Origin of the sequence: Pectobacterium colocasium, assembly GCF_020181655.1 — a bacterium.
GTDB classification, from domain to species: domain Bacteria; phylum Pseudomonadota; class Gammaproteobacteria; order Enterobacterales; family Enterobacteriaceae; genus Pectobacterium; species Pectobacterium colocasium.
Genome location: NZ_CP084032.1, coordinates 3455007 through 3478850 on the forward strand (window position 1 = coordinate 3455007; position 23844 = coordinate 3478850).

The 23844-nt window shown below is 51.2% G+C and carries 23 protein-coding genes and 2 pseudogenes; 13 read left to right on the forward strand and 12 right to left on the reverse strand.

From position 1 onward, the window contains the following. Nucleotides 1–10 precede the first annotated feature (10 nt). On the forward strand, nt 11–934 hold the full coding sequence (locus tag LCF41_RS15655) for a GGDEF domain-containing protein (RefSeq protein ID WP_225085384.1): 924 nt from the start codon (nt 11–13) through the stop codon (nt 932–934). A gap of 249 nt (nt 935–1183) precedes the next feature. Continuing rightward, the gene (adhP, locus tag LCF41_RS15660; protein WP_225085385.1) at nt 1184–2194 is read left to right on the forward strand and encodes an alcohol dehydrogenase AdhP; all 1011 of its coding nucleotides are present in this window, start codon (nt 1184–1186) and stop codon (nt 2192–2194) included. A gap of 53 nt (nt 2195–2247) precedes the next feature. Here adhP and LCF41_RS15665 read toward each other — a convergent pair. From LCF41_RS15665 to LCF41_RS15675, 3 genes and pseudogenes are all read right to left on the reverse strand, one after another. Next, nucleotides 2248–2784 (reverse strand): annotated as a pseudogene (locus LCF41_RS15665) (hypothetical protein); the annotation flags it as partial. A gap of 52 nt (nt 2785–2836) precedes the next feature. Further along, nucleotides 2837–3604: a sulfite exporter TauE/SafE family protein gene (locus LCF41_RS15670; RefSeq protein ID WP_225085386.1), complete on the reverse strand. Its 768-nt coding sequence runs from the start codon at nt 3602–3604 to the stop codon at nt 2837–2839. Nucleotides 3605–3676: 72 nt separating this feature from the next. Beyond that, complete coding sequence (locus tag LCF41_RS15675) at nt 3677–4063, reverse strand: VOC family protein (RefSeq protein WP_225085387.1); 387 nt, start codon at nt 4061–4063, stop codon at nt 3677–3679. Between the two features lie 144 nt (nt 4064–4207). Between LCF41_RS15675 and LCF41_RS15680 the strand changes: the two genes are divergently transcribed. Next, nucleotides 4208–5179 (forward strand): LysR family transcriptional regulator, encoded by a 972-nt coding sequence (locus LCF41_RS15680; protein WP_225085388.1) that lies wholly within the window; start codon nt 4208–4210, stop codon nt 5177–5179. Between the two features lie 16 nt (nt 5180–5195). On the opposite strand, the gene LCF41_RS15685 is transcribed toward LCF41_RS15680, so the two are convergent. Next, nucleotides 5196–5969: a DUF3750 domain-containing protein gene (locus LCF41_RS15685; RefSeq protein ID WP_225085389.1), complete on the reverse strand. Its 774-nt coding sequence runs from the start codon at nt 5967–5969 to the stop codon at nt 5196–5198. 482 nt (nt 5970–6451) lie between these two features. On the opposite strand from LCF41_RS15685, the gene LCF41_RS15690 reads away from it, so the two are divergent. Beyond that, a complete protein-coding gene (locus tag LCF41_RS15690) occupies nt 6452–7582 on the forward strand; it encodes a linear amide C-N hydrolase (RefSeq protein WP_225085390.1) in 1131 nt (376 codons plus the stop codon). A gap of 108 nt (nt 7583–7690) precedes the next feature. Here LCF41_RS15690 and LCF41_RS15695 read toward each other — a convergent pair whose 3' ends face one another. Then, nucleotides 7691–7861, reverse strand: a complete 171-nt coding sequence (locus tag LCF41_RS15695; protein ID WP_225085391.1) for a hypothetical protein — start codon at nt 7859–7861, stop codon at nt 7691–7693. A gap of 93 nt (nt 7862–7954) precedes the next feature. Here LCF41_RS15695 and LCF41_RS15700 point away from each other — a divergent pair, with 93 nt between their 5' ends. The 4 genes and pseudogenes from LCF41_RS15700 to LCF41_RS15715 all read left to right on the forward strand — a co-directional run bounded on the left by LCF41_RS15700 (nt 7955) and on the right by LCF41_RS15715 (nt 11854). Next, the gene (locus tag LCF41_RS15700) at nt 7955–9160 is read left to right on the forward strand and encodes an ISL3 family transposase (protein WP_225085392.1); all 1206 of its coding nucleotides are present in this window, start codon (nt 7955–7957) and stop codon (nt 9158–9160) included. A 5-nt stretch (nt 9161–9165) separates the two neighbouring features. Continuing rightward, nucleotides 9166–9537, forward strand: a pseudogene (locus LCF41_RS15705) (helix-turn-helix transcriptional regulator); the annotation flags it as partial. Nucleotides 9538–9642: 105 nt separating this feature from the next. Further along, on the forward strand, nt 9643–11100 hold the full coding sequence (locus LCF41_RS15710) for an SEL1-like repeat protein (RefSeq protein ID WP_225085393.1): 1458 nt from the start codon (nt 9643–9645) through the stop codon (nt 11098–11100). A gap of 190 nt (nt 11101–11290) precedes the next feature. Further along, nucleotides 11291–11854, forward strand: a complete 564-nt coding sequence (locus LCF41_RS15715; protein ID WP_225085394.1) for a YcxB family protein — start codon at nt 11291–11293, stop codon at nt 11852–11854. Between the two features lie 97 nt (nt 11855–11951). Here LCF41_RS15715 and LCF41_RS15720 read toward each other — a convergent pair whose 3' ends face one another. Then, nucleotides 11952–12167 carry a helix-turn-helix domain-containing protein gene (locus tag LCF41_RS15720; RefSeq protein ID WP_010279992.1) on the reverse strand — a complete coding sequence of 72 codons (216 nt, stop codon included), beginning with the start codon at nt 12165–12167 and terminating at the stop codon, nt 11952–11954. A gap of 382 nt (nt 12168–12549) precedes the next feature. Between LCF41_RS15720 and LCF41_RS15725 the strand changes: the two genes are divergently transcribed. Beyond that, complete coding sequence (locus LCF41_RS15725) at nt 12550–12876, forward strand: type II toxin-antitoxin system RelE/ParE family toxin (RefSeq protein ID WP_225088200.1); 327 nt, start codon at nt 12550–12552, stop codon at nt 12874–12876. Between the two features lie 4 nt (nt 12877–12880). Then, on the forward strand, nt 12881–13219 hold the full coding sequence (locus LCF41_RS15730) for an addiction module antidote protein (protein ID WP_225085395.1): 339 nt from the start codon (nt 12881–12883) through the stop codon (nt 13217–13219). Between the two features lie 95 nt (nt 13220–13314). On the opposite strand, the gene guaA is transcribed toward LCF41_RS15730, so the two are convergent. Next, complete coding sequence (gene guaA / locus LCF41_RS15735; RefSeq protein ID WP_225085396.1) at nt 13315–14892, reverse strand: glutamine-hydrolyzing GMP synthase; 1578 nt, start codon at nt 14890–14892, stop codon at nt 13315–13317. 125 nt (nt 14893–15017) lie between these two features. Further along, nucleotides 15018–16484 carry an IMP dehydrogenase gene (gene guaB, locus LCF41_RS15740; protein WP_225085397.1) on the reverse strand — a complete coding sequence of 489 codons (1467 nt, stop codon included), beginning with the start codon at nt 16482–16484 and terminating at the stop codon, nt 15018–15020. Between the two features lie 171 nt (nt 16485–16655). Here guaB and xseA point away from each other — a divergent pair, with 171 nt between their 5' ends. From xseA to LCF41_RS15755, 3 genes are all read left to right on the forward strand, one after another. Further along, a complete protein-coding gene (xseA, locus tag LCF41_RS15745) occupies nt 16656–18050 on the forward strand; it encodes an exodeoxyribonuclease VII large subunit (protein WP_225085398.1) in 1395 nt (464 codons plus the stop codon). Nucleotides 18051–18277: 227 nt separating this feature from the next. Beyond that, complete coding sequence (locus LCF41_RS15750; RefSeq protein WP_225085399.1) at nt 18278–19321, forward strand: M4 family metallopeptidase; 1044 nt, start codon at nt 18278–18280, stop codon at nt 19319–19321. Further along, complete coding sequence (locus LCF41_RS15755) at nt 19318–19662, forward strand: protealysin inhibitor emfourin (RefSeq protein ID WP_225085400.1); 345 nt, start codon at nt 19318–19320, stop codon at nt 19660–19662. The genes LCF41_RS15750 and LCF41_RS15755 overlap by 4 nt, the downstream gene beginning before the upstream one ends. 8 nt (nt 19663–19670) lie before the next feature. Here the strand turns inward: LCF41_RS15755 and LCF41_RS15760 are convergent, their stop codons facing one another. The 4 genes from LCF41_RS15760 to bamB all read right to left on the reverse strand — a co-directional run bounded on the left by LCF41_RS15760 (nt 19671) and on the right by bamB (nt 23834). Beyond that, on the reverse strand, nt 19671–19895 hold the full coding sequence (locus tag LCF41_RS15760) for a zinc ribbon domain-containing protein (protein WP_225085401.1): 225 nt from the start codon (nt 19893–19895) through the stop codon (nt 19671–19673). A 42-nt stretch (nt 19896–19937) separates the two neighbouring features. Further along, nucleotides 19938–20897: an AEC family transporter gene (locus LCF41_RS15765; protein WP_225085402.1), complete on the reverse strand. Its 960-nt coding sequence runs from the start codon at nt 20895–20897 to the stop codon at nt 19938–19940. Nucleotides 20898–20984: 87 nt separating this feature from the next. Beyond that, nucleotides 20985–22472 carry a ribosome biogenesis GTPase Der gene (gene der / locus LCF41_RS15770; RefSeq protein WP_225085403.1) on the reverse strand — a complete coding sequence of 496 codons (1488 nt, stop codon included), beginning with the start codon at nt 22470–22472 and terminating at the stop codon, nt 20985–20987. A gap of 180 nt (nt 22473–22652) precedes the next feature. After that, nucleotides 22653–23834, reverse strand: a complete 1182-nt coding sequence (gene bamB / locus LCF41_RS15775) for an outer membrane protein assembly factor BamB (protein ID WP_225085404.1) — start codon at nt 23832–23834, stop codon at nt 22653–22655. Nucleotides 23835–23844 lie beyond the last annotated feature (10 nt).

Sequence of the window (23844 nt, forward strand, 5' to 3'; positions counted from 1 at the left end):
GAGAGCCGCAATGCCTTTTAAAGAATATGACCACGATTTTATTGATAGAAATAAGAAAGCCTCCTCGTCTGTAAGGCTCGCCCTGCTATTGTCTGCATTGGTCATTATATTCAACCTTGTATTCTTCAAGCACCGTGACTTTCAAGAACAGTTGCACAATAATCCAGGGTCTTATACCGATTCGATTGCGCTGGTTTTGCTTTTTTTTATCCTGTCCTGTACCAGTAAAATATCACTGAACCATACCTCCGCGTTATCCATTCGCCTCGGGCTGCACGTCTGGATATGCGCCGCCACGTTTGATTTTATGGATGAGTTCATCTATCAGCCCAGACTGGTTGGGTATTATGTTGAAGATCTGCTGAGAATCATTGGGATGTTTGGCGTCGGATTTGGTGTCTATACCCTGATACAGCAAATCAATAATAAATATGTCGAAGCCAGAATACAGTCATTCAGCGACGAACTCACACAGCTCCCTAATCGTCGGTTTTTTATTAACGAATTAAAAAAACTCGAAGCGAAAACACCCTATTTATTTATTATCGACATCGATAATTTCAAAGTCATTAATGATAAATATGGCCATGCAAAAGGCGATGAAATATTAAGTAAGTTCGGCCATATTCTTTCCCGTTTCGATAACAGTGAGATCGTAGCAACCCGAATCGGGGGCGAAGAGTTCGCGATTATTCTGTATGCCGGAACGCAAGAGCGGGCAGAAACGCTGGCAAGGTCGGTATTAAAAAACGCGAACAAAATCATTATCAAGAATATGCACCACCTTTCTGTCAGCATTGGCGCGGGTAAAAAACAGCCGCAGGAACCCACTGAACACTTTATGAAACGCGTGGATGTCGCACTTTACCAGGCTAAAAACACCGGTAAAGGCAAAGTGGAATGGGCTCCTGAGCCGAAAGAAAAAACCCAGTAGCCCGACGTAGTTTCATTCCCACAATACGGCCGCACGGACGCGCCACTCAGCTAATCATCATAAAAACTACTGAAAACGATATTCCCCTCGCCTTTACTCGCTCCTCCGCCAGCTATCATTTTGTAACAAAATTAAATACTTCCTGATTAATCAACTTTTCGGCCAGCGTGTACCCTTTTATAGGTAGAACCCAATACATTACCTCTACAACACATTCCCCCCACAACACATTCAGTAAAAGGAAGACGAATGAAAGCAGCCATCGTAACGAAAGACCATTCCGTTGAGATTCAGGACAAAAAACTGCGCCCCCTCCAGCACGGAGAAGCCCTGCTGAAAATGGAATGCTGCGGCGTGTGCCATACCGATCTACATGTCAAAGACGGGGATTTTGGCGATGTTACCGGCATCACGCTCGGCCATGAGGGTATCGGTATCGTCAAAGAAGTGGGACCCGGCGTAACCTCACTGAAACCCGGCGATCGCGCCAGCGTCGCCTGGTTCTATCAGGGCTGTGGCCACTGTGAGTATTGTAATAGCGGTAACGAAACCCTGTGCCGCGAAGTAAAAAACGCGGGCTACTCCGTTGATGGCGGGATGGCTGAAGAGTGCATCGTCGTTGCCGATTACGCGGTAAAAGTACCGGAGGGTCTGGATTCTGCCGCCGCCAGCAGCATTACCTGCGCGGGCGTGACAACCTACAAAGCGGTGAAGGTCTCGCAAATCAAACCAGGACAGTGGATCGCCATTTATGGTCTAGGCGGATTGGGCAATCTGGCGCTGCAATATGCCAAGAACGTCTTTAACGCGAAGGTCATCGCGATTGATGTCAACGATGCACAGCTGGCCTTTGCTAAAGAGATGGGCGCAGATCTGGTCATCAACCCGGCTAAAGACGATGCCGCCAGAATCATTCAGGAAAAAGTAGGTGGAGCACATGCGGCCGTGGTCACTGCCGTGGCGCGTGCAGCATTTAACTCCGCGGTCGATGCCGTTCGCGCCGGCGGGCGTATTGTCGCCGTCGGCCTGCCGCCGGAATCCATGGATCTGAATATTCCGCGTCTGGTGCTGGACGGCATTCAGGTATTGGGATCGCTGGTCGGCACGCGTGAAGATCTGAAAGAAGCGTTCCAGTTTGCAGCCGAAGGGAAAGTGAAACCGAAAGTGACGCGTCGCCCGCTGAAAGACATCAACGCCATTTTTGCGGAAATGAAAGGCGGAAAAATCACCGGTCGCATGGTGATTGATCTGTCAATGTAAACGGCGTTTTTTATATAAACGGGATAGCACCGCGCTATCCCATTTTTTATATTTTAGCCAAACGCTTGGGTATTACCGGGGCATACGAGCTGCTTACTTTTAATATGGTAAACCTCGACGTCAGGGCGCGTGAAAAAGGCGATTTCCCACGGATTCTTGGTGACGAATTCATGGCGCACTTTTTCGTAGAGCGGATTGTCCTGTGCGATAATAAACGCTTCCCCTTCAATAAGGGTGTAATTCCATTCAATTGCCCGCTCGAAGGTATAATGGCTGCGCTCATCCATCGCAAAAAAGCAGTGCGGATTGCGTTTCAGCAGTTGAGATTTAAAGGTTTCAGGGAACGTAATCAGGAAGATATCGTTATCCACAGAGGACAGGAACGCCAGTACCGTAGTATGTGGCTGCTCTTCCGCCATCGTAATAAGCACGCCGACCTTATTAGTGAAATCTTGCTTTTCCGTTGGAGGAAAATCGACCATCGGCGTCAGTGGTACCGGCTTTGACGGGCGATTATCTTGTGGAAACTGGTAGCCCGGCTCGCGGATATCCTGCACAGGGGTGAAACCGTGTAAAAGCTGGCACTCTCTATTTAAAGGAATAAATAGGAATTAAGAGCGATAACGATGATGTTTCACACCATTATTTCAGCACCAACATCGTGATACCCACGCCGACCAGCATGAGACAAAACGCGCCGCGCAAATAAGCGACCGGAAGTTTGTGAGCAACAGCGACACCCCAGGACACACTGATGATCCCTCCCAGCGCCAGTGGTAAACCGATACTCCAGTCAACATTACCCGCCTGCGAATAAGACAGTAGTGCCGCCAGCGCCCCCGGAACCACGAGAATCAACGCCATTCCCTGCGCCTGCGTTTGCGCAAAGGCAAACAGCGTGACCAGCGCGGGAACCACCACCAAACCGCCGCCAACGGTAAAAATGCCCGACATAAACCCGCTCGCGACACCAAGCAGCGGCAGATATTTGGTCGACAGTACCTTCTCCGGCGTTTGGCTGCGTTTTTTGTTATACCACTGCCACATATAGTACGCGGCCAGCACCAGCAAGAAAGTGGCGAACGCACGCTGTAGGTGGTGAACATCAATCGATGACGCAATGTGAGCGGCAAGGTAGGCAGATCCCGTCGCAAAAGCACACAGGGTTAACGCGACTCGCGTATCAATACGGTTACGTTGACGATAGCGTAGAAAACCAATCAGCACGTTAGGCGTAATCATCACTAACGCGGTTCCCTGTGCCATATGCTGATCCATCCCGAAGAGCACACCCAGAATAGGAATCGCAATAAGCCCACCGCCGATCCCCAACATACCTCCGCAAAACCCCAGCCCAATCCCCAAAAGCAAACACAACAAGATATCGCTGAACATCATTAAGCTAAACATAGAAAATGCAGACCTATATATCATAAGACTATCTGGAGAACTGCGTTTCAAGCAGGTAGGCAGACAATGTATTTAGGGTAAATATTCCGCGATTTCGATCAAATTCAGATCGGGATCGCGCAGATAGAGAGAACGGATTGGCTGCGTTGCACCGGTTCGCATCACCGGCCCTTCGCTAATTGGCCAACGGCAGTGCGCCAAATGCGCCATAACCTGCTCTAGCGGTACCGATGCAATAAAACACAGATCGAGCGCTCCCGGGACGGGCAGGTGCGCTTTCGGTTCATGCTCCGCTCCGCGCAGGTGCACATTGATTTTCTGATGACCAAAATGAAAAGCAATGCGCCCGTTTGCAAACGTTTCCTCCCGCATTTGCAACACATCAACATAGAAATGTCGGGTCGCCGCAAGATCAACACAGGTCAATACAAGGTGATCGATATGATCGATAAGTGACATTGATAAGCCCTATCCTTAATGATATTCCCCACATCCTAGGAGTAACGCGGTCTTTTGATAATCCCTGAATAGTCAATGACCCTTTCCTGTCAGGAAAACCTCCAGCTGTGTTAACGTATAGATTGACATAAACCATGTGACGACATGCTGCGCGGAATCAAACTGCCAGCTATTGTGCTGGTTTCCAGTTCTGCTGAGGGCTCTCAATACATCATGATTAATCCTGCGCATTTTGACCTTCAGTCGCTCCGCATCTTTTTGCAGGTTGCCCAGACGGGAAGCCTGACGAAAGCCGCAGAGAAGTTTCACATCACGCTTTCAGCCCTGAGCAAGCGAATCGCCGAACTGGAGCGTACCGTGGACTGTGCGCTATTTGTCCGCATGCCGCGCGGCCTGGCGCTAACCCCAGCAGGCAAAGAATTGGTGAATCTTGCAAGCAATGTGTTGAGCAACGTCGAGCGCATGGCGAGCGAAATGAACGACTACGCCGTTGGCGTGCGCGGCCACGTGCATATGTGGGCAAATACCTCGGCGGTTATTCAGTTTCTTCCACAGGATCTGGCGTCATTCCTTCAGACTCGCCCACTCATCCGTATTAACCTGGAGGAAAAGCTCAGTAAAACCGTGGTGACCGCGCTGGCGATGGGGGAAGCGGATATCGGCATCTTCGCGGACAATGTCGGCTCACAGGGCGTCGAGAAAATTCCTTACCGTCAGGACAAGCTGGTTGTTCTCGTTCCTCCTCAACATCCGCTTTCCGCACGGTCAGAAGTGAGCTTTAACGACACATTGCACTACGATTATGTCGGCCTCAATAGCGGCAGCTCTCTGCTGAAACAGCTGAGAGATGCGTCGGATGAACTAGGGAGAGTGCTGCGCCTGCGGGTGCAGCTCAGCAGCTTTGACGGTATTTGCCGGATGATAGAAGCGGGACTGGGTATCAGCGTCTTGCCGGAAGGCGCGATTCGCCCGGAAGTGCTGGGGACCGGGTTACGTGCCATCAACCTCACCGATGAGTGGGCTTCACGCCAGCTCTGGCTGGGCGTGAAATCCGGCGCGATTCTGCAACCCGAAGTCGCCAATCTGCTGACACACCTGCGACAATGCGGAACGTAAGGAAGAGATGCTACGCTTAGCCTTCTTCGCGGCCCGTTTTCTCATAGCCGAGACGGCCAACAAAAGGCAAGCGCAGCGCTGGCGGGTTCATATCCACGCCCATGTTCAGCCCCAGAATATTGGCTTCGATGCCCTCTTCAACCCCCATCGTGATCCCCAGCACGCCTAACAGCGAGATCTGCACGCCGCTTCCCGATGGCGATAACCCAACCGGACGCGTGATCGGGCGGTAATCCTTACCAATAGCGTTAGCGGGCATGTCCAGTTTGAGCGCAGGCACTTCGCGGCCAATGTGTGCGAGAAACGTATTGCTATTCGGCCCCGGCCAGGCGTGGTAAGTCTTTGGCCACGGATAGCTTTTAATCGCAGCCTCAATCTGCGGGATCATGGCTTGCGCCTTGTCGCCACGGTGCTCCACCAACAGCTTCGGCATCGCCCCGTACCAATACGCATCCGCCACCGAACGGTTCAGGCGGACAACGTTATCGCTCCCCCAGCTCACCACCTCATAGCGGCGATATTGCGTTTCCCCCGCCTTCTTGAAAATGATCCACGGATGTACGGCCACCAGCCCGCGCCAGCCGTAGGTCGGTGCAGCATAAACCTGCACGATCGCCGTTTGGCGAAATTGCACAGGATTCGGCGCTAAGCCGGAAGAATCGCGCTTGGCAGACCACCAACTTTGCCCGCTAAACGTTTCACCGTTACGCGTTGACTGCGCCCAGCTTTGCCAAAAAGACAGCAACAGCACACAAATAAACCCAATCCCCAAGAATTTGAGGTACGTCATAGGCCAGATAGCTCACAGAAAAGAGATGGAACGGAATCGATACGCCCGCGGGCGAGCGCCCACAGTGAAGATCGGTCAAAAAAAGCATTTCACCAGTTTACTGCCTGTTGTCGGTAAGGTTAAGACATTGGGTGAAATATTGACCTATTTTTACGTTGCGTGGGGACTATAGGCGAGAGCCTTCCTTATTCAGACCGCATACCACATTCTATCCCCGATGTTCCGCATGAAACCAATTGCGCTCGGGGATCCGCATGATTTTTATCGAACGCTGAAAAATTTCATCTCAGCAAGCAATATCATGGCGTGTAAAATAACTTACTATGAAAATAATATATTCAAAAAACATATTCATTAAATAATCAATCAACATTCCTCTATCTATTTTACGATTTTTAACGTCATTAAATAATCGCTGACTATAATCAATGGGCGAGTTCTATTAACGACACACCTCTGGAAATAGAGAATGGAGTAATTAAATGAAAAAAAATAATAAGCAGATTAAGTCTACGGTATGTGCACTATCATTAGTCGCATTAACGCTAGGCTCAGCGGTTTCGCTTGCCTGTACACGGCTCGTTTATAAAGATATCAATAATCCTGATTACCCTATTACCGCCCGATCAATGGACTGGGCCGAAGATACGCATACTAATCTCTGGATTTTCCCACGAGAACTAAAACGTTCTGGTGCCGCTGGTCAGTATTCTCTGAAATGGACATCAAAATACGGCAGTGTTATTGCCTCTGCTTTTGATGGCAACGAAAAAATGGCTTCCACAACCGATGGCCTGAATGAGAAAGGGTTGGCGGCTAACGTGCTCTGGCTGGCGGAGTCTGAATACCCTAAAACCAAGCCGACCGCGAAAAAACCGGGCTTAAGCGTCGCCGCATGGGCACAGTATGTGCTGGATAATTTTGCTACGGTCGATGAAGCCGTGAAATCGCTACAACAGGAAAAATTTATACTGGTAACCAAAGACGTACCAGGACAGGATCGCATGGCAACGCTCCATCTGTCCTTGTCAGATTCGTCTGGCGATAGTGCCATTATTGAATACATCGACGGCAAACAGGTTATTCACCACAATAAGGATTATCAGGTAATGACCAATTCTCCAACCTTCGATCAACAGTTGGCGCTGACTGCCTACTGGGATCAGATTGGGGGGAATGTGATGCTACCGGGAACGAATCGCGCGGCCGACCGCTTTGTTCGTGCCTCATTCTATGTGAAAAGTGTTGCTCCCAATAAACTCATTCCCGGGGTAGCAGAAAAAAGTAAAATAGAAAAAGATAAAGCGGACTTAGCCACCGCATTCAGTATTATACGTAATGCATCGGTTCCTTATGGTTATTCCTTACCGGGTATGCCAAACATTGCCTCAACACGCTGGCGCACGGTCATCGATCATAAATCGCTACAGTACTTTTTTGAATCTGCCGTCTCCCCCAATATTTTTTGGGTTGATTTGAAAAAAATCGACTTTGCTCCGCGTGGAGATAACGCCAGCAAATTAGATTTAGGGCCAAACCAAAGCACCATTTATTCTGGTCAGGCTTCGGCACACTTTAAGCCCGCTACGCCATTTAAATTTGCTGGGCTGTAAATAATAAGATTATTTACGATATTATTTTTATTCCACGATAATGTTAAAGCGCCATGCTCGCATGGCGCTTTCGCACAATTATAATAAATAAGGATATCGATAGGCTATTTACAGCACCTTCGCATTCCCTACCCATTCGGCATAGAAATGGCTCGAACAGATTCCAGGTTCGATTGCCTTTATCTCTGTCTTAACTAATCCCAGATTGATGAATGGATCGTCCGCCAGAATGTCTTCCATGTCAGCACTATCTAACCCGTAGGCTAAAATAAGGTTCATCGCGCTTAAGCGTGAACCAATAGAAAACGGCGGTAAAAGTGGTTAGTTTTGTATTCGCCAAAACACTAACCGACCACTCAACCGCCGTCTGCCATGAATGCTAACCTCTCTTCCCTTTTCTGGGAAGGCTTTACCGTTGACTCCTTTTCCCATTCCTCATCTGATACGCTGCTTATTACGCTTCGCCCAGCCCCCCGTTTTGCACCCCAGTGCCGCCGATGTGGCCGAAGAGACTGTGCCGTTCATGATGTCTCTGTACGTCAGGTTCGTGAGCGGGATTTGCTGCACTGGCGCGTCACCCTTCTGGTTCCTGTTCGTCGTCTTCGCTGCGCCTGCTGCGGTGTTGCCACCGAACGTATCTCCTGGTTGCCTGAGAGGCAGCGTTACACCTCTACATTATCCGTCTGGGTTGAGTCTCTTAGCCGTCTACTCCCCGTGAAGCACGTAGCACAGCTGACAGGCCTGCACTGGCACACCATCAAGAATATCGACCTCCGCCGTTTGCGTCGGGAATTGCAGGAGCCAGAGCGACATACACTTCGCCGCCTGATAATGGATGAGTTCGCCCTGTTTAAAGGCCATCGCTATGCCACTGTGGTCGTGGACGCTGATACGCAGCAGGTGCTGTGGGTCGGGGAAGGTCGCAGCCGCGCGGCCTTCCGCCCGTTCTTCACCTGGCTGGGACCGGAAGGCTGCGCGGCTATCGAGTCTGTCGCAATGGACATGAACACGGCGCTGGACCTTGAAGTCAGGGAGCAATGCCCACAGGCGGAAGTGGTCTATGATTTGTTCCACGTGGTGGCGAAGTTCGGTCGCGAGGTCATCGACAGGGTGCGGGTTGACCAGGCGAATCAGCTACGTGACAACGCGAAAGCCCGGAAGGTTATCAAGCGCAGCCGCTGGCTGTTGCTGCGTAACGCTGAAAATCTGCCAGCAGGTCATGATGTAAAGCTGGCAGAGTTGCTGGAGGCCAACCAGCCGCTGAACACCGTGTACGTGATGAAAACTGCGCTGAAAGAGCTGTGGTATGCGCCGGATAAGGAGGTGGCCCGGCATCGCTGGGATGAATGGTACAGGCAGTCTCAGGAGAGCGATATAAAAGCGCTGCAGCAGTTCGCAGATAAGCTCAAGGGCTACGTGAGCGGGATAATCGCCAGTGCTGAACATCGTCTGAATACGAGTGTGCTGGAGGGGATGAATAACAAAATCAAGGTACTAAAGCGAATGGCTTATGGATACCGGGATAACGACTACTTCTTCCTGAAAATTAAAGCAGCGTTCCCCGGTAAAGCGCGATGAACCTTATTAATACCGTACACCCCTTGCTGCTGCGTGCTGAACAACTCATCCGCTATGAGAACCCGGCAATTACCGCAGAAGAATTAGCCAGCGCCCTGAATTTCAGCGACCGGACGCTGCATAGAAAACTGAAAGACCTCACGACAGAAAGCCCGAAAAACTTTATTACCCGCGTCAGGATCGAAATGGCCTGCCGGCTGCTTGAAAACCCGATGACCAATATCAAGCAGGTCGCCGCCGAATGTGGTTACAGTGAAGACACCGCCTTCCGGCGCGCCTTTTCCCAGCAGATGGAGATGACGCCAACCCAGTTCAGGAAATGGGCGCTGTTGAGGAATAATCAGCAGACAGCGCTGGATCATGAGGATGATGATTAAGGCGATGACTCTGAAAGACACGACTTACGGTAAACCACCGTCTTGATTGGCGCCTTTGGTACACATTGCTATTCACTCAGGGAATGTATTAAGGACATAAAATCGATGATAAGGAAAACCGTTATTGCCACGCTGATCGGCCTATCGGCAGTATCCATCAGCCAGGCAAATGACAAGATAGATACGCTCTACGAACGCCTCACGCAGCAGGATGCGACTGCATTAACCGCGTTGACGGCGCTAGCAAAAGACAACGACCCGCAGGCATTGAGCACGCTGGGGTTCATCTATGAATACGGCATCACCGTCCCGCAAAATACGATGCAAGCGCGCCAGTATTATCAGCAGGCCTGTGAAATAGACGGCAATTTTGGCTGCTACAACGTCTGGTATTTTTATCAATACGGCAAAGGTGTCGAACAGGATAAGGCACGTGCCAAACAGTTCGCAGAAAAAATGAACCGAACCGACATAAAAATACCCGTTGATGTGATGGATAAGGTTGTCGACTACATTTATTCCGCGAAAGCCGATGCCGACAGTGATATATCCTATCGTCCTAAATTGATTCGAGCAGTGAGACGATATTTGACGAGCGGTGATGCCGATACTCAACGCTTCTTCACCCATATTGGTTTTAGCAAGCAGGATATTCTGCGACTCGCGACATTCTGGGCAAAGGATGGCGATCCAAAAATTAATTTCCATGTCGGTCATTTCTATAATTTTGGCTATGCCGATATCAAAAATGAGAATATTGAGGCGTTAAAGTGGTTCCGTGTCGCCGCTGAAGGTGGCCATCGAGAAGCACAGAATATACTTGGGTTCGTCTACGAAAAAGGGCGTTGGGGTGTTTTCCCTGATGGGGTAGAAGCTGAAAAATGGTATGAGCGTGCAGCAAAGCAAGGCGATGATGATGCATTAATGAATCTGGGAAAAATGTATTATAACAGTGTGCTTATCAAGGCCAATTACAGTAAGGCCTATACCTTACTTGAACAAGCCTATAAGCGTGACCTGACTGGTGCCAGCCGCTATTTATCTCAGATGTATTACAGTGGGCAATACGTTGACGTAGATTGCCATCAGGCTCAAAAATACGCAGGGAGCACAGATAATAATTATCTTCGCCAGTGTGAAAAAGATAAACGCGAGAGAATAGCGACCCGCGACGTATTACCGTTTTTAACGTTAAAACATGAATCTAGCCCATACGGTGGGAATAATAATCCCTATAAATGCGAGCTTAATTTCTCTATCAATACGAATAAATTAGGCGAAGTCGCCAATTTTCGCGCCACGCTGCGACTCAAAAATAGTGAAGGTGCTTCGGCCGAACAAACACTCGCCTTCCCGCCTTTTGGGTTGAGTAGCCTTGATGCCGGAATGATCGGAGAAAAATTCATTTTTTCCCAGGAATCAACCCTGCTCCCGCAGTACCAATCCGATTTTTGCCAGTTCCACGCTTTGGAATATCAGGTCACCGCAGCTACCGCTACGATCAACGGCGAGGAGGTCGATGTGCTTAAGGCGGGGATTTTGAAGCAACTGGAAAAGCGTTAGCGCTCACGATGAATGCTTGATTCTCCCTACTGATAGCCCAGAGATCTGGGCTATTTAACCTTTCAGCGCATTCGCCGACGTGGCTACAGTTAGTTCTCACGAACAGAGAGGAAATTAGACAGAAAAATCCTCTACATCTCATGCACGATGTGAATATAATATTGTATGGATAACAGAGATCGTAAAGAAAATGGAAACAGACAATAAAGAATTCATTATTCATCGGACGTTAACACAAAACGACTATGAAAAGAGTATTAAATCGATATCTAGCTGGAATGAAAAGAGACAGAGTTATAAGCACAGAATAATTAATTCCCTGTCAATGCTTTCATTTGTTTTTTTACTTTTTTCGCTCTTTATATTACTGGCGATCATTTTCTTATCCAGCGAACATGAAGCCCACCCAATCATAAAATTATTTTCTTACCTTACGGCTTCACTAGTCGTACTTTATATTTTACTTTCATTACTCACCAGAAAAATAAAAAGCTATCCTTCAGGGGTATTTCCAACAAAGGTAAAAATAACGATAAACAATGATGGTATCTACGGAGAAACGGAAAGCTCATACAGTCTCTATAAATGGCATGCGATTTCTCACCTTAATAAAATCGATAATGATTTATTTTTATTCGTTGATAATATAATTGCTATCCCTATTTCGCTTCGTAATTTTTCTGATGAAAAAGAAGCTGAGTCACTCATTCTTTTTATTGAAGAAAGAATGCGGAACCCAGAAGCAACGCCATAGCGGTGGTCTCTGCATGACTCAGTCATGTGGCTGAGTCATTTAAACAAAGCGCCGCCATTCGATGGCGCTTTCTCGCTTATTTCCCCTACTCCCGCCCTCACTTCACGCCTGAATAACGCGACGGCCAAATCTCTTCCGGCCTTTTCCCCATCGCTTCGGCAATCAGCCGTTCGCCTTTCGGCCAGTGTCTGGTGAGCGCATTCGCCAGCGTAGATGACGCCAACCCCGCCGCTCTGGAAACCGCCGCCAGCGTCGTCCCTTTCTTCCGTAATCCCGCGATGATATCCGCCGGGTGCCAGTCAGTGTGATTCATTCCATTCCCTCCACCTATCAAAAGCCCTTTTTGATTTCCGAGTGGGTAGGATCGCGTGTTGTAATGCGTAAGACCACGGACGATGAGTCACAATTTTAAGGCGTTAGACGAGTGTTATGATTCTGACTATCTATTTATGCGAGTAGATACAAAAGTTTCGTGCGTACTAACCGCCGTATTTTTCTGTCATTTCATCACACGCCCGACAAGGCGCGTTTGTGCAACAAAGCAATTCATTATCTATCACGCACGAAGCCTTCCCTGTTCGTAAATAAAAAACTTAGTTCCAAAACCTAATGCACCAATACGCTCGAAGGCATCCTTGCAAGATTGTCGTTTTTAAGTTACAAACATTAAAGGACTAAGGACTTGCGAGGACGCTATCTTGTATGCAGTAAAACGTTACAAATGCAGTGACGGTAAAGTCCCTTACACTGAATGGATACAGAAACTACGCAAGAAAGATCCTCGCGCTGCTTCAAAAGTAGATATCCGAATAGACCGCGCAGAAAAGGGAAATTTCGGCGACCATAAATTTGAAAGAGACGGTGTTTGGGAGCTCAGAGTTGATTATGGTCCAGGCTATCGAGTGTATTACGCGATAGAAGGCGATAAGATGATTTTGCTCTTCACCGGTGGCGATAAATCAAGCCAAAGCAAAGATTTAGATAAAGCGGTGCAATACTGGCGGGATTATCAAAAGAGGTAATATCATGGCAATCATCACCCAATCCACTACATTCGAAAAAGCCATTAGCCACGATGATGCAATGGTTGCGGAATTACGAGAAAATCCTGAATACGCAGAAACATACCTCCAGACAGCACTAGAGGATATTTATGAGGAAGGTGGCATCGCGGCATTCCTGACAGCATTACGCCGCGTTGTTGAAGCGCGTGGCGGAGTGGGCGAGATAGCCAAAAAATCGGGTCTGTCTCGCCAACAGCTATACAGAACATTGTCTGAAAATGGCAACCCGACGCTGACGACGCTCACCGAAATCACCAGAGCCGCAGGCGTTCGACTGATTCCCTATACTCACAATAACTAAAAATATCAGTCACTCAAGAGCGCAAAAAAGACGTAAAAAAACCCGCAGTCACGCGGGTTTTTGCTGTTTAGCACAACGCTATTTCAGATACAGGCTTATTCCCACTCGATCGTCGCCGGTGGCTTGCCCGATACGTCGTAAACCACGCGGGAGATGCCGTCGACTTCGTTGATGATGCGGTTGGAGACGCGGCCTAAGAAGTCGTATGGCAGGTGTGCCCAGTGCGCGGTCATAAAGTCGATGGTTTCTACCGCACGCAGCGAGACAACCCAATCGTATTTACGGCCATCGCCCATCACGCCCACGGAACGGACTGGCAGGAAGACGGTGAATGCCTGGCTAACCTTGTTGTACAGGTCGGCTTTGTGCAGTTCTTCGATGAAGATCGCATCCGCACGACGCAGCAGGTCACAGTATTCTTTCTTCACTTCACCCAACACGCGCACGCCCAGACCTGGACCTGGGAACGGGTGACGGTACAGCATGTTGTACGGCAGACCCAGTTCCAGACCGATCTTACGCACTTCGTCTTTGAACAGCTCTTTCAGCGGCTCAACCAGACCCAGCTTCATCTCTTTCGGCAAGCCACCCACGTTGTGGTGGGACTTGATGACGTGTGCTTTGCCCGTCGCAGAGGCTGCGGATTCGATCACGTCAGGATAGATGGTGCCTTGCGCCAGCCATTTCACGTCTACTTGCTTGCTGGCTTCTTCATCGAACACTTCAACGAACACGCGACCGATGATTTTACGCTTGGCTTCTGGATCATTTTCGCCAGCAAGTTCGCCTAAGAAGCGATCTTCCGCCGCCACATGCACAATGTTCAGACCGAAATGATCGCCGAACATTTCCAGTACCTGATCGGCTTCGTTCAGGCGCAGCAGGCCGTTATCGACAAACACGCAGGTCAGGCGGTCACCAATCGCACGATGCAGCAGCATCGCGGTCACAGAAGAATCCACGCCGCCAGACAGGCCCAAAATCACCTTGTCGTTGCCGACCTGCTCACGAATACGGGCTACCGCATCGTCGATAATCTTGGCGGGCGTCCACAGTGCTTCACACTGGCAGATGTCACGGACGAAACGCTCTAACATGCGCTGGCCCTGACGGGTGTGCGTCACTTCTGGGTGGAACTGCACGCCGTAAAAACGCTTCTCTTCGTTCGCCATGATGGCAAACGGACAGGTATCGGTGCTGGCTACAGTGGTAAACCCTTCAGGGATTGCCGTCACTTTGTCGCCGTGGCTCATCCAGACATCCAGCAGCGGTGCACCTGCGGCGCTCAACGCATCCTGAATATCACGCACCAGCGCGCTCTCGGTCTTCACTTCTACCTGCGCATAACCAAACTCACGCTCGTTGGAACCTTCAACGTGGCCGCCCAGCTGCATCGCCATCGTCTGCATGCCGTAACACACGCCTAATACCGGTACGCCAGCGTTGAACACGTATTCTGGCGCACGCGGGCTGCCAAACTCCGTGGTGCTTTCCGGGCCGCCGGACAGGATGATCCCGTTCGGATTAAACCCGCGAATCTGCGCTTCCGTGACATCCCATGCCCACAGTTCACAGTAAACGCCCAGTTCACGCACGCGACGTGCCACCAGTTGCGTGTACTGCGAGCCGAAATCCAGAATAAGAATGCGGTGTTGATGAATGTTTTGAGTCATGAGGAGCATGTTCCAAAAAGCAAAAGACAAAAGCGAAAGAAAAAAAGTAAACCCATCTGGCCGCTCGGCCTTACACAAAGGCAGAGCGGCGCAAAATAGTACAGGGTTTATCGCGTTAAATCACCTTATGAACCCATACGGTAGTTCGGTGACTCTTTAGTAATGGTAACGTCGTGAACGTGGCTTTCCTGAATGCCCGCGCCGCTGATACGTACAAACTCAGCCTGCGTGCGGAGTACGTCGATAGTCGCGCAACCGGTCAGCCCCATACAGGAGCGCAAACCGCCCATCTGCTGGTGAACGATCTCTTTCAGGCGGCCTTTATAGGCTACGCGGCCTTCGATACCTTCCGGCACCAGTTTGTCGGCTGCGTTATCGGTCTGGAAGTAACGGTCTGATGAGCCTTTAGACATCGCGCCCAGTGAACCCATGCCGCGATAAGATTTGAATGAACGACCTTGATACAGTTCGATTTCACCCGGAGATTCTTCCGTACCCGCCAGCATAGAACCGACCATGACGCAGGCTGCGCCTGCGGCGATAGCTTTAGCGATGTCGCCAGAGAAACGGATACCGCCGTCGGCGATGACCGGAATGCCCGTGCCTTCCAGCGCTTCAACCGCATCGGAGATCGCCGTAATTTGTGGTACGCCGACGCCCGTTACGATACGCGTCGTACAGATAGAGCCAGGGCCGATACCCACTTTCACCGCGCTAACGCCCGCTTCAACCAGCGCTTTCGCACCTGCGCCCGTCGCGACGTTACCGCCGATAATTTCGAGGTTCGGGTATTTCGCACGCGTTTCACGAATACGCTGCAATACGCCTTCGGAATGGCCGTGTGAGGAGTCGATCAGCAGAACATCAACGCCCGCGGCAACCAGCGCATCAACACGCTCTTCGTTACCTGCGCCCGCACCCACCGCCGCGCCTACACGCAGACGACCGTGCTCGTCTTTACAGGCGTTAGGTTTGCGTTCTGCTTTCTGGAAATCTTTTACCGTGATCATGCCGATCAGGTGGAATTTGTCGTCAACAACCAGCGCTTTCTCGACGCGTTTTTCGTGCATCTTTTGCAGCACGACGTCACGCGCTTCGCCTTCTTTAACGGTGACCAGACGCTCTTTTGGCGTCATGAACGCGCTAACCGGTTTTTCCAAATCGGTCACAAAACGCACGTCACGACCGGTGATGATACCGACCAGTTCGTTGTCTTTCGCGACAACCGGGTAACCCGCGAAGCCGTTGCGCTCGGTCAGCTCTTTCATTTCACGCAGCGTCGTTTCTGGAGTAACGGTCTGTGGATCAACCACCACGCCGCTTTCATGTTTTTTCACGCGGCTCACTTCTTCAGCCTGACGCTCAATTGACATGTTTTTGTGAATAAAGCCCAGACCGCCTTCCTGCGCCAGCGCAATAGCCAGGCCGGATTCGGTAACGGTATCCATCGCTGCGGACAGCATAGGAATATTCAGGCGAATGTTTTTCGTCAACTGCGTGGACAGATCGGCAGTGTTAGGCAGAACGGTAGAATGAGCGGGAACCAGGAGGACGTCGTCAAACGTCAGTGCTTCTTTAGCGATACGTAGCATGGGCAATATCTCACCAAGGTGGATGTAAGAATAGATAAAATATTGCCGTGGCATTATACAGAGCGTAATCGGTTGCCTCCAGCATTATTTTACTAAAATGCTTGATTACCTGTTTCAGGTAGGTAGTATCGATCAATTAAGTGACTGTTTTAAAATTTGATCTGGCTCACAATGTCTCAATTTCCCTCCTCTGCAATTTTTACCGTTAGCCGACTGAATCAGACGGTTAGACAACTGTTGGAAATGGAAATGGGCCAGATTTGGCTCTCCGGCGAAATCTCCAACCTCTCTCAGCCCTCATCCGGCCACTGGTATTTCACGCTGAAAGACGAGCGTGCGCAGGTGCGCTGCGCGATGTTCCGCACCAGCAACCGCAGGGTGACGTTCCGTCCGCAAAACGGCCAACAGGTACTGATTCGCGCCACCATTACGCTGTATGAACCGCGTGGCGACTATCAGTTGCTGGCAGAAAGTATGCAGCCTGCCGGCGACGGTCTGTTGCAGCAGCAGTTTGAACAGCTCAAGCAGAAACTTGCTGCCGAAGGGCTGTTCGACCAGCAATTTAAACAAGTGCTTCCCTCTCCCGCCAGACAGGTCGGCGTGATTACGTCCGCCAGCGGTGCCGCCCTGCACGATATCTTGCAGGTATTGCAGCGCCGCGATCCGTCGCTGCCGGTGATCGTGTATCCCACCTCGGTGCAAGGCGCGGACGCGCCGCTACAGATTGTTCGCGCTATTGAACTGGCTAACCAGAGAGATGAGTGTGACGTGTTAATCGTCGGGCGCGGCGGCGGTTCTCTGGAAGATCTGTGGAGCTTTAATGATGAACGGGTCGCACGTGCCATCTTCGCCAGCCACATTCCTATCGTCAGCGCCGTCGGCCATGAAACCGATGTCACCATCGCCGATTTCGTCGGTGACCTGCGCGCGCCCACACCGTCCGCTGCTGCCGAGTTAGTGAGTCGTAACCAACTGGAGCTATTGCGCCAGATACAGTCCCAGCGCCAGCGTCTGGAAATGGCAATGGATTATTACCTTGCCCAGCGCAACCGAGACTTCACCCGTCTGCACCACCGTTTACAGCAGCAGCACCCGCAGCTGCGGCTGGCACGTCAGCAGGCACAGTTGGTCAAACTGCGTCAACGGCTGGATGATGCTATGCAGCAGCAGCTACGGCAGACGTCACGCCGGAGTGAACGCTTACAACAGCGTTTGATGCAACAACAGCCGCAGGCCCGTATTCATCGTGCACAGCAGCGTTTGCAGCAGTTGAGCTATCAGATGCAAAGCGCGGTGGAGCGCCAGTTAAATCAGAACAAACAAAAACTGGGCATCGCCTGTTCGCGACTGGAAGGTGTAAGCCCGCTGGCAACGCTGGCGCGCGGCTACAACGTCACCACAGCCCCGGACGGTAAAGTGCTGAAAAACGTCACGCAGATTACCCCCGGTGAAACGCTGAAAACCCGTTTGCAGGACGGCTGGATAGAAAGTCAGGTCACGACGCTAATGCCGAATCCAGATTCCGTGAAAAAGCAGCGAAAACCCTCATCCCGGACGCCAAAATAACGCGATCGGCATAAAATGCATGAATGGGGATTTGTCCTAAAACAACGGCGATCCCCCATTCTTGACCCCGCCATCTGAACTATACTCATTTCCAGTTCACTAATTCATATTAACCGTTTTCACCACACGGGCTCCGGCCTCTGCGCGGTGACACGGATAGGATAAAAATAGTGAGCTTTATTGATCGTCTGTGTTACCCCAATGGTTGCCTTTCAAGGAGATGAGGTATGAAGTCCAGACCGATTTGTAGCGTAATTCCCCCTTATATTTTGCATCGTATTATTGCAAACGGCACAGATGAGCAGCGTCACTGCGCGCAACAGACGTTGATGCACGTTCAGTCATTAATGGTCAGCCACAATCCACGCCCGGAACCCCATGAGAAATTCCCCGCAGGACAGGCTAAGCGCAGCATCCACGATGCCGAACAGCAGCAACAGTTACCCGGCAAGCTAGTCCGTGCAGAAGGCCAGCCCGGCAACGGCGATATCGCCGTCGATGAAGCCTACAGCTACCTGGGCGTGACCTATGATTTCTTCTGGAAGATTTTCCAACGAAACTCGCTGGACGCCGAGGGACTGCCGCTGACTGGCACGGTGCATTACGGTCAGGATTACCAGAATGCCTTCTGGAACGGGCAGCAGATGGTATTCGGGGATGGCGACGGCAAAATCTTTAATCGTTTCACGATTGCGCTTGATGTGGTCGCGCATGAGCTCGCTCACGGCATTACCGAACATGAGGCAGGACTGATTTATTTTCGTCAGTCCGGCGCGCTGAACGAATCACTATCCGATGTCTTTGGCTCCATGGTCAAACAGTACCATTTAGGGCAAACCGCTGAGCAGGCGGACTGGTTTATCGGTGCCGATCTGCTGGCAGACGGTATTCACGGGATGGGGCTGCGGTCTATGTCTCACCCAGGCACCGCATATGATGATGAACTGCTAGGGATCGATCCCCAGCCTTCTCATATGAGCGAATATGTGAACACCCGCGAAGACAACGGCGGCGTGCACCTGAACTCAGGCATTCCCAACCGGGCATTTTATCTGACGGCCATCGCGCTGGGCGGGCATTCCTGGGAAAAAGCGGGTCGCATCTGGTACGACACACTCTGCGATAAAGCGCTGCCGCAAAATGCGGACTTCGAGATTTTCGCGCGCCATACCATTCAGCATGCCGCTAAGCGTTTTAACCACACCGTTGCCGACATCGTCATGCAGTCGTGGGAAACCGTGGGCGTGGAGGTTCGTCAGGAGTTCTTATGAAGACGCTGCCGGAGCTCAACGAGGACGCCATCATTGAGCTGGCGCGTGAAGGGGGATTCGCCTGGATCCCCAAGCTGGCGGGGCCGCGACGCTTCGCGCTCGCCAGCGTGCCGTCATCCGAACGGGAACGCATTTGTCATGCGATCCGTAATGCCTTTCCTCAGGCTCGCGAACCCGGCGAACCAGATGGCCCGGGGCGTGGCGACCAGTTCTATTACCGCATCCATATCAGCTACCGTCATCCGCAACAGAACCAGTATGCCGATGTCATTTTGCTGATCCCCGAAGACCGCGCGCCGCCGGAACTGACCGAGCTGTGGCGTAACGGCGCACAAGCGTAGCAATAGGCTTAATCGGCAGGTAAATAGCTGAACACAACGCGCCGTTTGGAAATCATCCCGTGCTGCTGGCAGAAGTAATCTACCGCACCACAGGCTTTCAGTTCCTGAAGCAAGTGCTTACATTCAGGGCACACAGCCTCACGCAGATAACGCTGTTGGCACTCTTCACATCGGAATGAACCATCAGGCTGCCACAGCATCATGTGGTGACAATCAGGACAATGTGCATCCATCTTTTCTCCTCCATTGTGCTATATAACAAGCGGTGTCAGACGTTAAATCACACCGAGTGAACGCAGCACATACAGCCCAATAGCAATCATGAAAAACGCGCCAACCGTCGTCAATCCGATAATATTCGCTGCCAGCGTGGCGTTTCCGCCCATCGCGCGAGTCATGGCATAGCTACCTGCTGCGGTTGGCGTTGAGGAAAACAGAAAAATAATCCCCAGCTCAACACCGCGAAAGCCGACAAGCCATCCGCCCAGCGTGAGCAGCCCCGGCACAACGAATATCTTCGCCACCGAAGACAGCACGGCCACATTGGACGAACGAAACATACTGCGCCACTCCAGACTGGCTCCGGCACACAGCAGCGCCAGCGGTAACGCCATTGAGGAAATAAAGCCACCGGTCTGCTTGATGACGCTCGGCATTGGCAGTTGGCTTTGCCCGTAGGCCGCACCAAGCAGCAGACCAATAATCAGCGGATTGGTCACAATGCCCCGCAGCAGTTGGCTTACCGGAATCTTCTGTTCAGGCGATTGCCGCTGCAAGCTGCGCGTCAGCGTAATGACAGACAGGGCGTTAAACATAATGACCGTCACCATCAAATACAGTGAGCCAACAGCAATACCTTCATCGCCATAAGCACTCATCGCAAACGCCAGCCCCATTACACCCGTATTCGAGCGGAACCCGCCTTGTACAAAAATACCGCGTTCTTTTGGATTCTTGACCAACTTCACTGCCGCGATTTCCAGCAGCAGAAATGTCGCCAATGTCCCTACCGTGCCATACACCACCAGCGGCCACTGGCTCGCGAAAGACTGGTGATTGCCTGCAACACTAAAAAACAGCAGACAGGGAAGAGAAAGATTAAATACCACCCGCATTGCCGTATCACAAAACGCATCATTCAGCAGATTGAATTTGCGTAACGCGATACCTATCAACAACATCAGCACATTGGGCATCGTGACGTTGAAGGCAAAACTCCAGGTTTCCCAGGACATGACTTTCCTTGATGATTATTGGTTTTGTTAACCAGGCTTCGTCTATGACAAAACGGGGCGAATATCACTATTCGCCCCGTTAATAAATTACTTACCTTTTTTAATGTGTGACATCAAACGCTTACGCTTGCGTAGCTGGTTTGGCGTCAGCGTGTTGCGCTTGTCTGCAAAAGGGTTTTCCCCTTCTTTAAACTGAATACGAATCGGCGTGCCCATGACGTCCAGCGAACGACGATAGTAGTTCATCAGGTAGCGCTTGTAAGAATCCGGCAGATCTTTCACCTGATTACCGTGGATCACCACGATCGGTGGATTGTAGCCACCAGCATGCGCATATTTCAGCTTCACGCGACGACCGCGCACCAGCGGCGGTTGGTGATCGTCTGATGCCATTTGCATGATACGGGTCAACATCGCCGTGCTCACGCGACGGGTAGCGCACGCATAGGCTTCGGTGACGGACTCAAACAGGTTGCCCACACCGCTGCCGTGTAGCGCGGAAATGAAGTGAATACGGGCAAAGTCGATAAAGCCGAGGCGTAAATCCAGCGTCTCTTTCACCTGCTCACGCACTTCCTGTGACAGGCCATCCCACTTGTTCACCACGATCACCAGTGAGCGCCCACTATTGAGGATAAAGCCCAGCAGTGAGAGATCCTGATCGGAAATACCTTCACGCGCGTCGATGACCAGCAGTACCACGTTGGCATCTTCAATCGCCTGCAACGTCTTGATAACGGAGAATTTCTCTACCGTATCCGTTACTTTACCGCGCTTACGCACACCAGCGGTATCAATCAGAATGTATTCGCGTTCGTCGCGCACCATCGGAATGTAGATACTGTCGCGCGTCGTACCCGGCATGTCGTATACCACCACGCGTTCTTCACCCAGAATACGGTTAGTCAGCGTAGATTTACCCACATTCGGGCGCCCGACAATCGCCAATTTGATCGGCAAATCTTCAGGATTGAAATCATCTTCGGCTTCTTCTTCGCTGGCCTGTCCTTCCGCTTCTAACTCTGCCCAGTAAGCCGCGTTCTCTTCCTCTTCAGTCAATTCGACCGGTTCTTCGATTTCATCCTGTACAAATGGCAGCAGAACTGTTTCCAGCAATGAGGTCACACCACGGCCGTGAGACGCGGCGATAGGGTACACTTCGCCCATACCGAGCGAGTAGAAATCTGCCGTGACCATATCCGGGTCAAGGCCATCAGTTTTGTTCGCGACCAGCACCGTCGTTTTTTCACGGCTGCGCAAATGCTTGGCAATGCCTTCATCCGCAGGCATCAGCCCCGCGCGGGCATCCACCATGAACAGCACGATGTCTGCTTCTTCAATCGCCACCAGCGATTGGCCCGCCATACGGGTTTCCACACCATCTTCAGTACCGTCGATCCCACCGGTATCAACGATAATAAATTCATGCCCTTCCACTTCTGCACGACCATACTTGCGGTCACGAGTCAGCCCTGGGAAATCCGCCACCAATGCATCACGAGTGCGCGTTAAGCGGTTAAATAGCGTGGATTTCCCCACATTCGGGCGCCCGACCAGCGCGACGACAGGTATCATTGTTACAACCTCATTACTTATATTTCAATACGTTACAGCGAAATACTCGCTGACGATAAAAAGACGAAACGGCCCCTGATAGTGTCAGGAGCCGTTGTGGTTACACATGCAAAAGTGGTAACACATTCAAAAGTACGAGCACATTCAAAAGCACGGTGCTCCACATCAATACGGGGTTACCTAGCGGGTGAACGCGTAGACGTCACCGTTTTTCGCCTGAATCAGCAGCTTGTCGCTGGCAATCACAGGCTTACTCAGGAAGCCGGAGCTATCCACTTTTTGCTGCGCCACGAAGCGGCCATCCGCCGTATTCAGCCAGTGCAGATACCCTTCAGCATCACCCACCACCAGATAACCATTATACAGCGCTGGAGCCGTTAAGTTGCGGTGCAGCAGATCGCTTTGACGCCACAGGCTCACACCGCCGTTAGTGTTCAATGCAACAACGCGATCGTCCTGATCGACCAGATAGATACGGTCACCGTCAATGATGAAATCATGCACTGAGCCCAATTCACGTTTCCACAGAATCTGACCAGAACGCAGATCCAGCGCGGTCATGTTGCCATTGTAGCCCAGCGCGTAAACCACTTCGCCTGCGACAACTGGCGTCGTATCAACATCGTTCAGACGATCGATTTCGGTCGCGCCACTCGGCTGTGAAATACGCTGTTGCCAGATGAGCTGGCCCTGATTAATCATCACGGCGTTCACGCGGCCGTTGTCACCGCCCACGATCGCCGCACCAAATGCGGTTGTCGGGGCTGATTCGCCGCGCAGAGACAGCGTTGGCATATCCAGATTGACGCTCCATTTGATGGCGCCATCCGCTTCATTCAATGCCTGCAACATACCGTTGCCGGTATGAATCAACACCACACCGTCGCTGACGACAGGGCGAGACAGCGCTTCGCCTGCCACTTTCGTCTGCCATACCGGCGTACCGTCTTCTGCATTCAGCGCATAGACCTGCGCCTTTTCACTACCAACATAGACGTGGTTGCCAGAAACCGTTACGCCACCAGACAGCAGCGCCGGATTATTGCGGGAGAAGAAATTGGTCTTCTCAGACAGATCGGCGCGCCAAATCTCTTTACCGTCACTCAGATCCATCGCTTTCACGGTGCCACGACGATCGGCGGCAAAAACGCGGTTATCCTGCCATGCGGGATGAAGATTGGAGTAAAACTCGCCAATACCACTCCCAACCGAGCTGTTCCACACCTTGGTTGGCGTGAACTGGTTTTCCACCTGCGGCAGTGGAGACATAGTGACGACATCTTCTTCGCTGTTAAACAGCGAGCATCCGCTCAGCAGGGCAACAGAAACCAGTCCTACCAACAGTGTTTTACGCAATTGCATGGAATTCCTC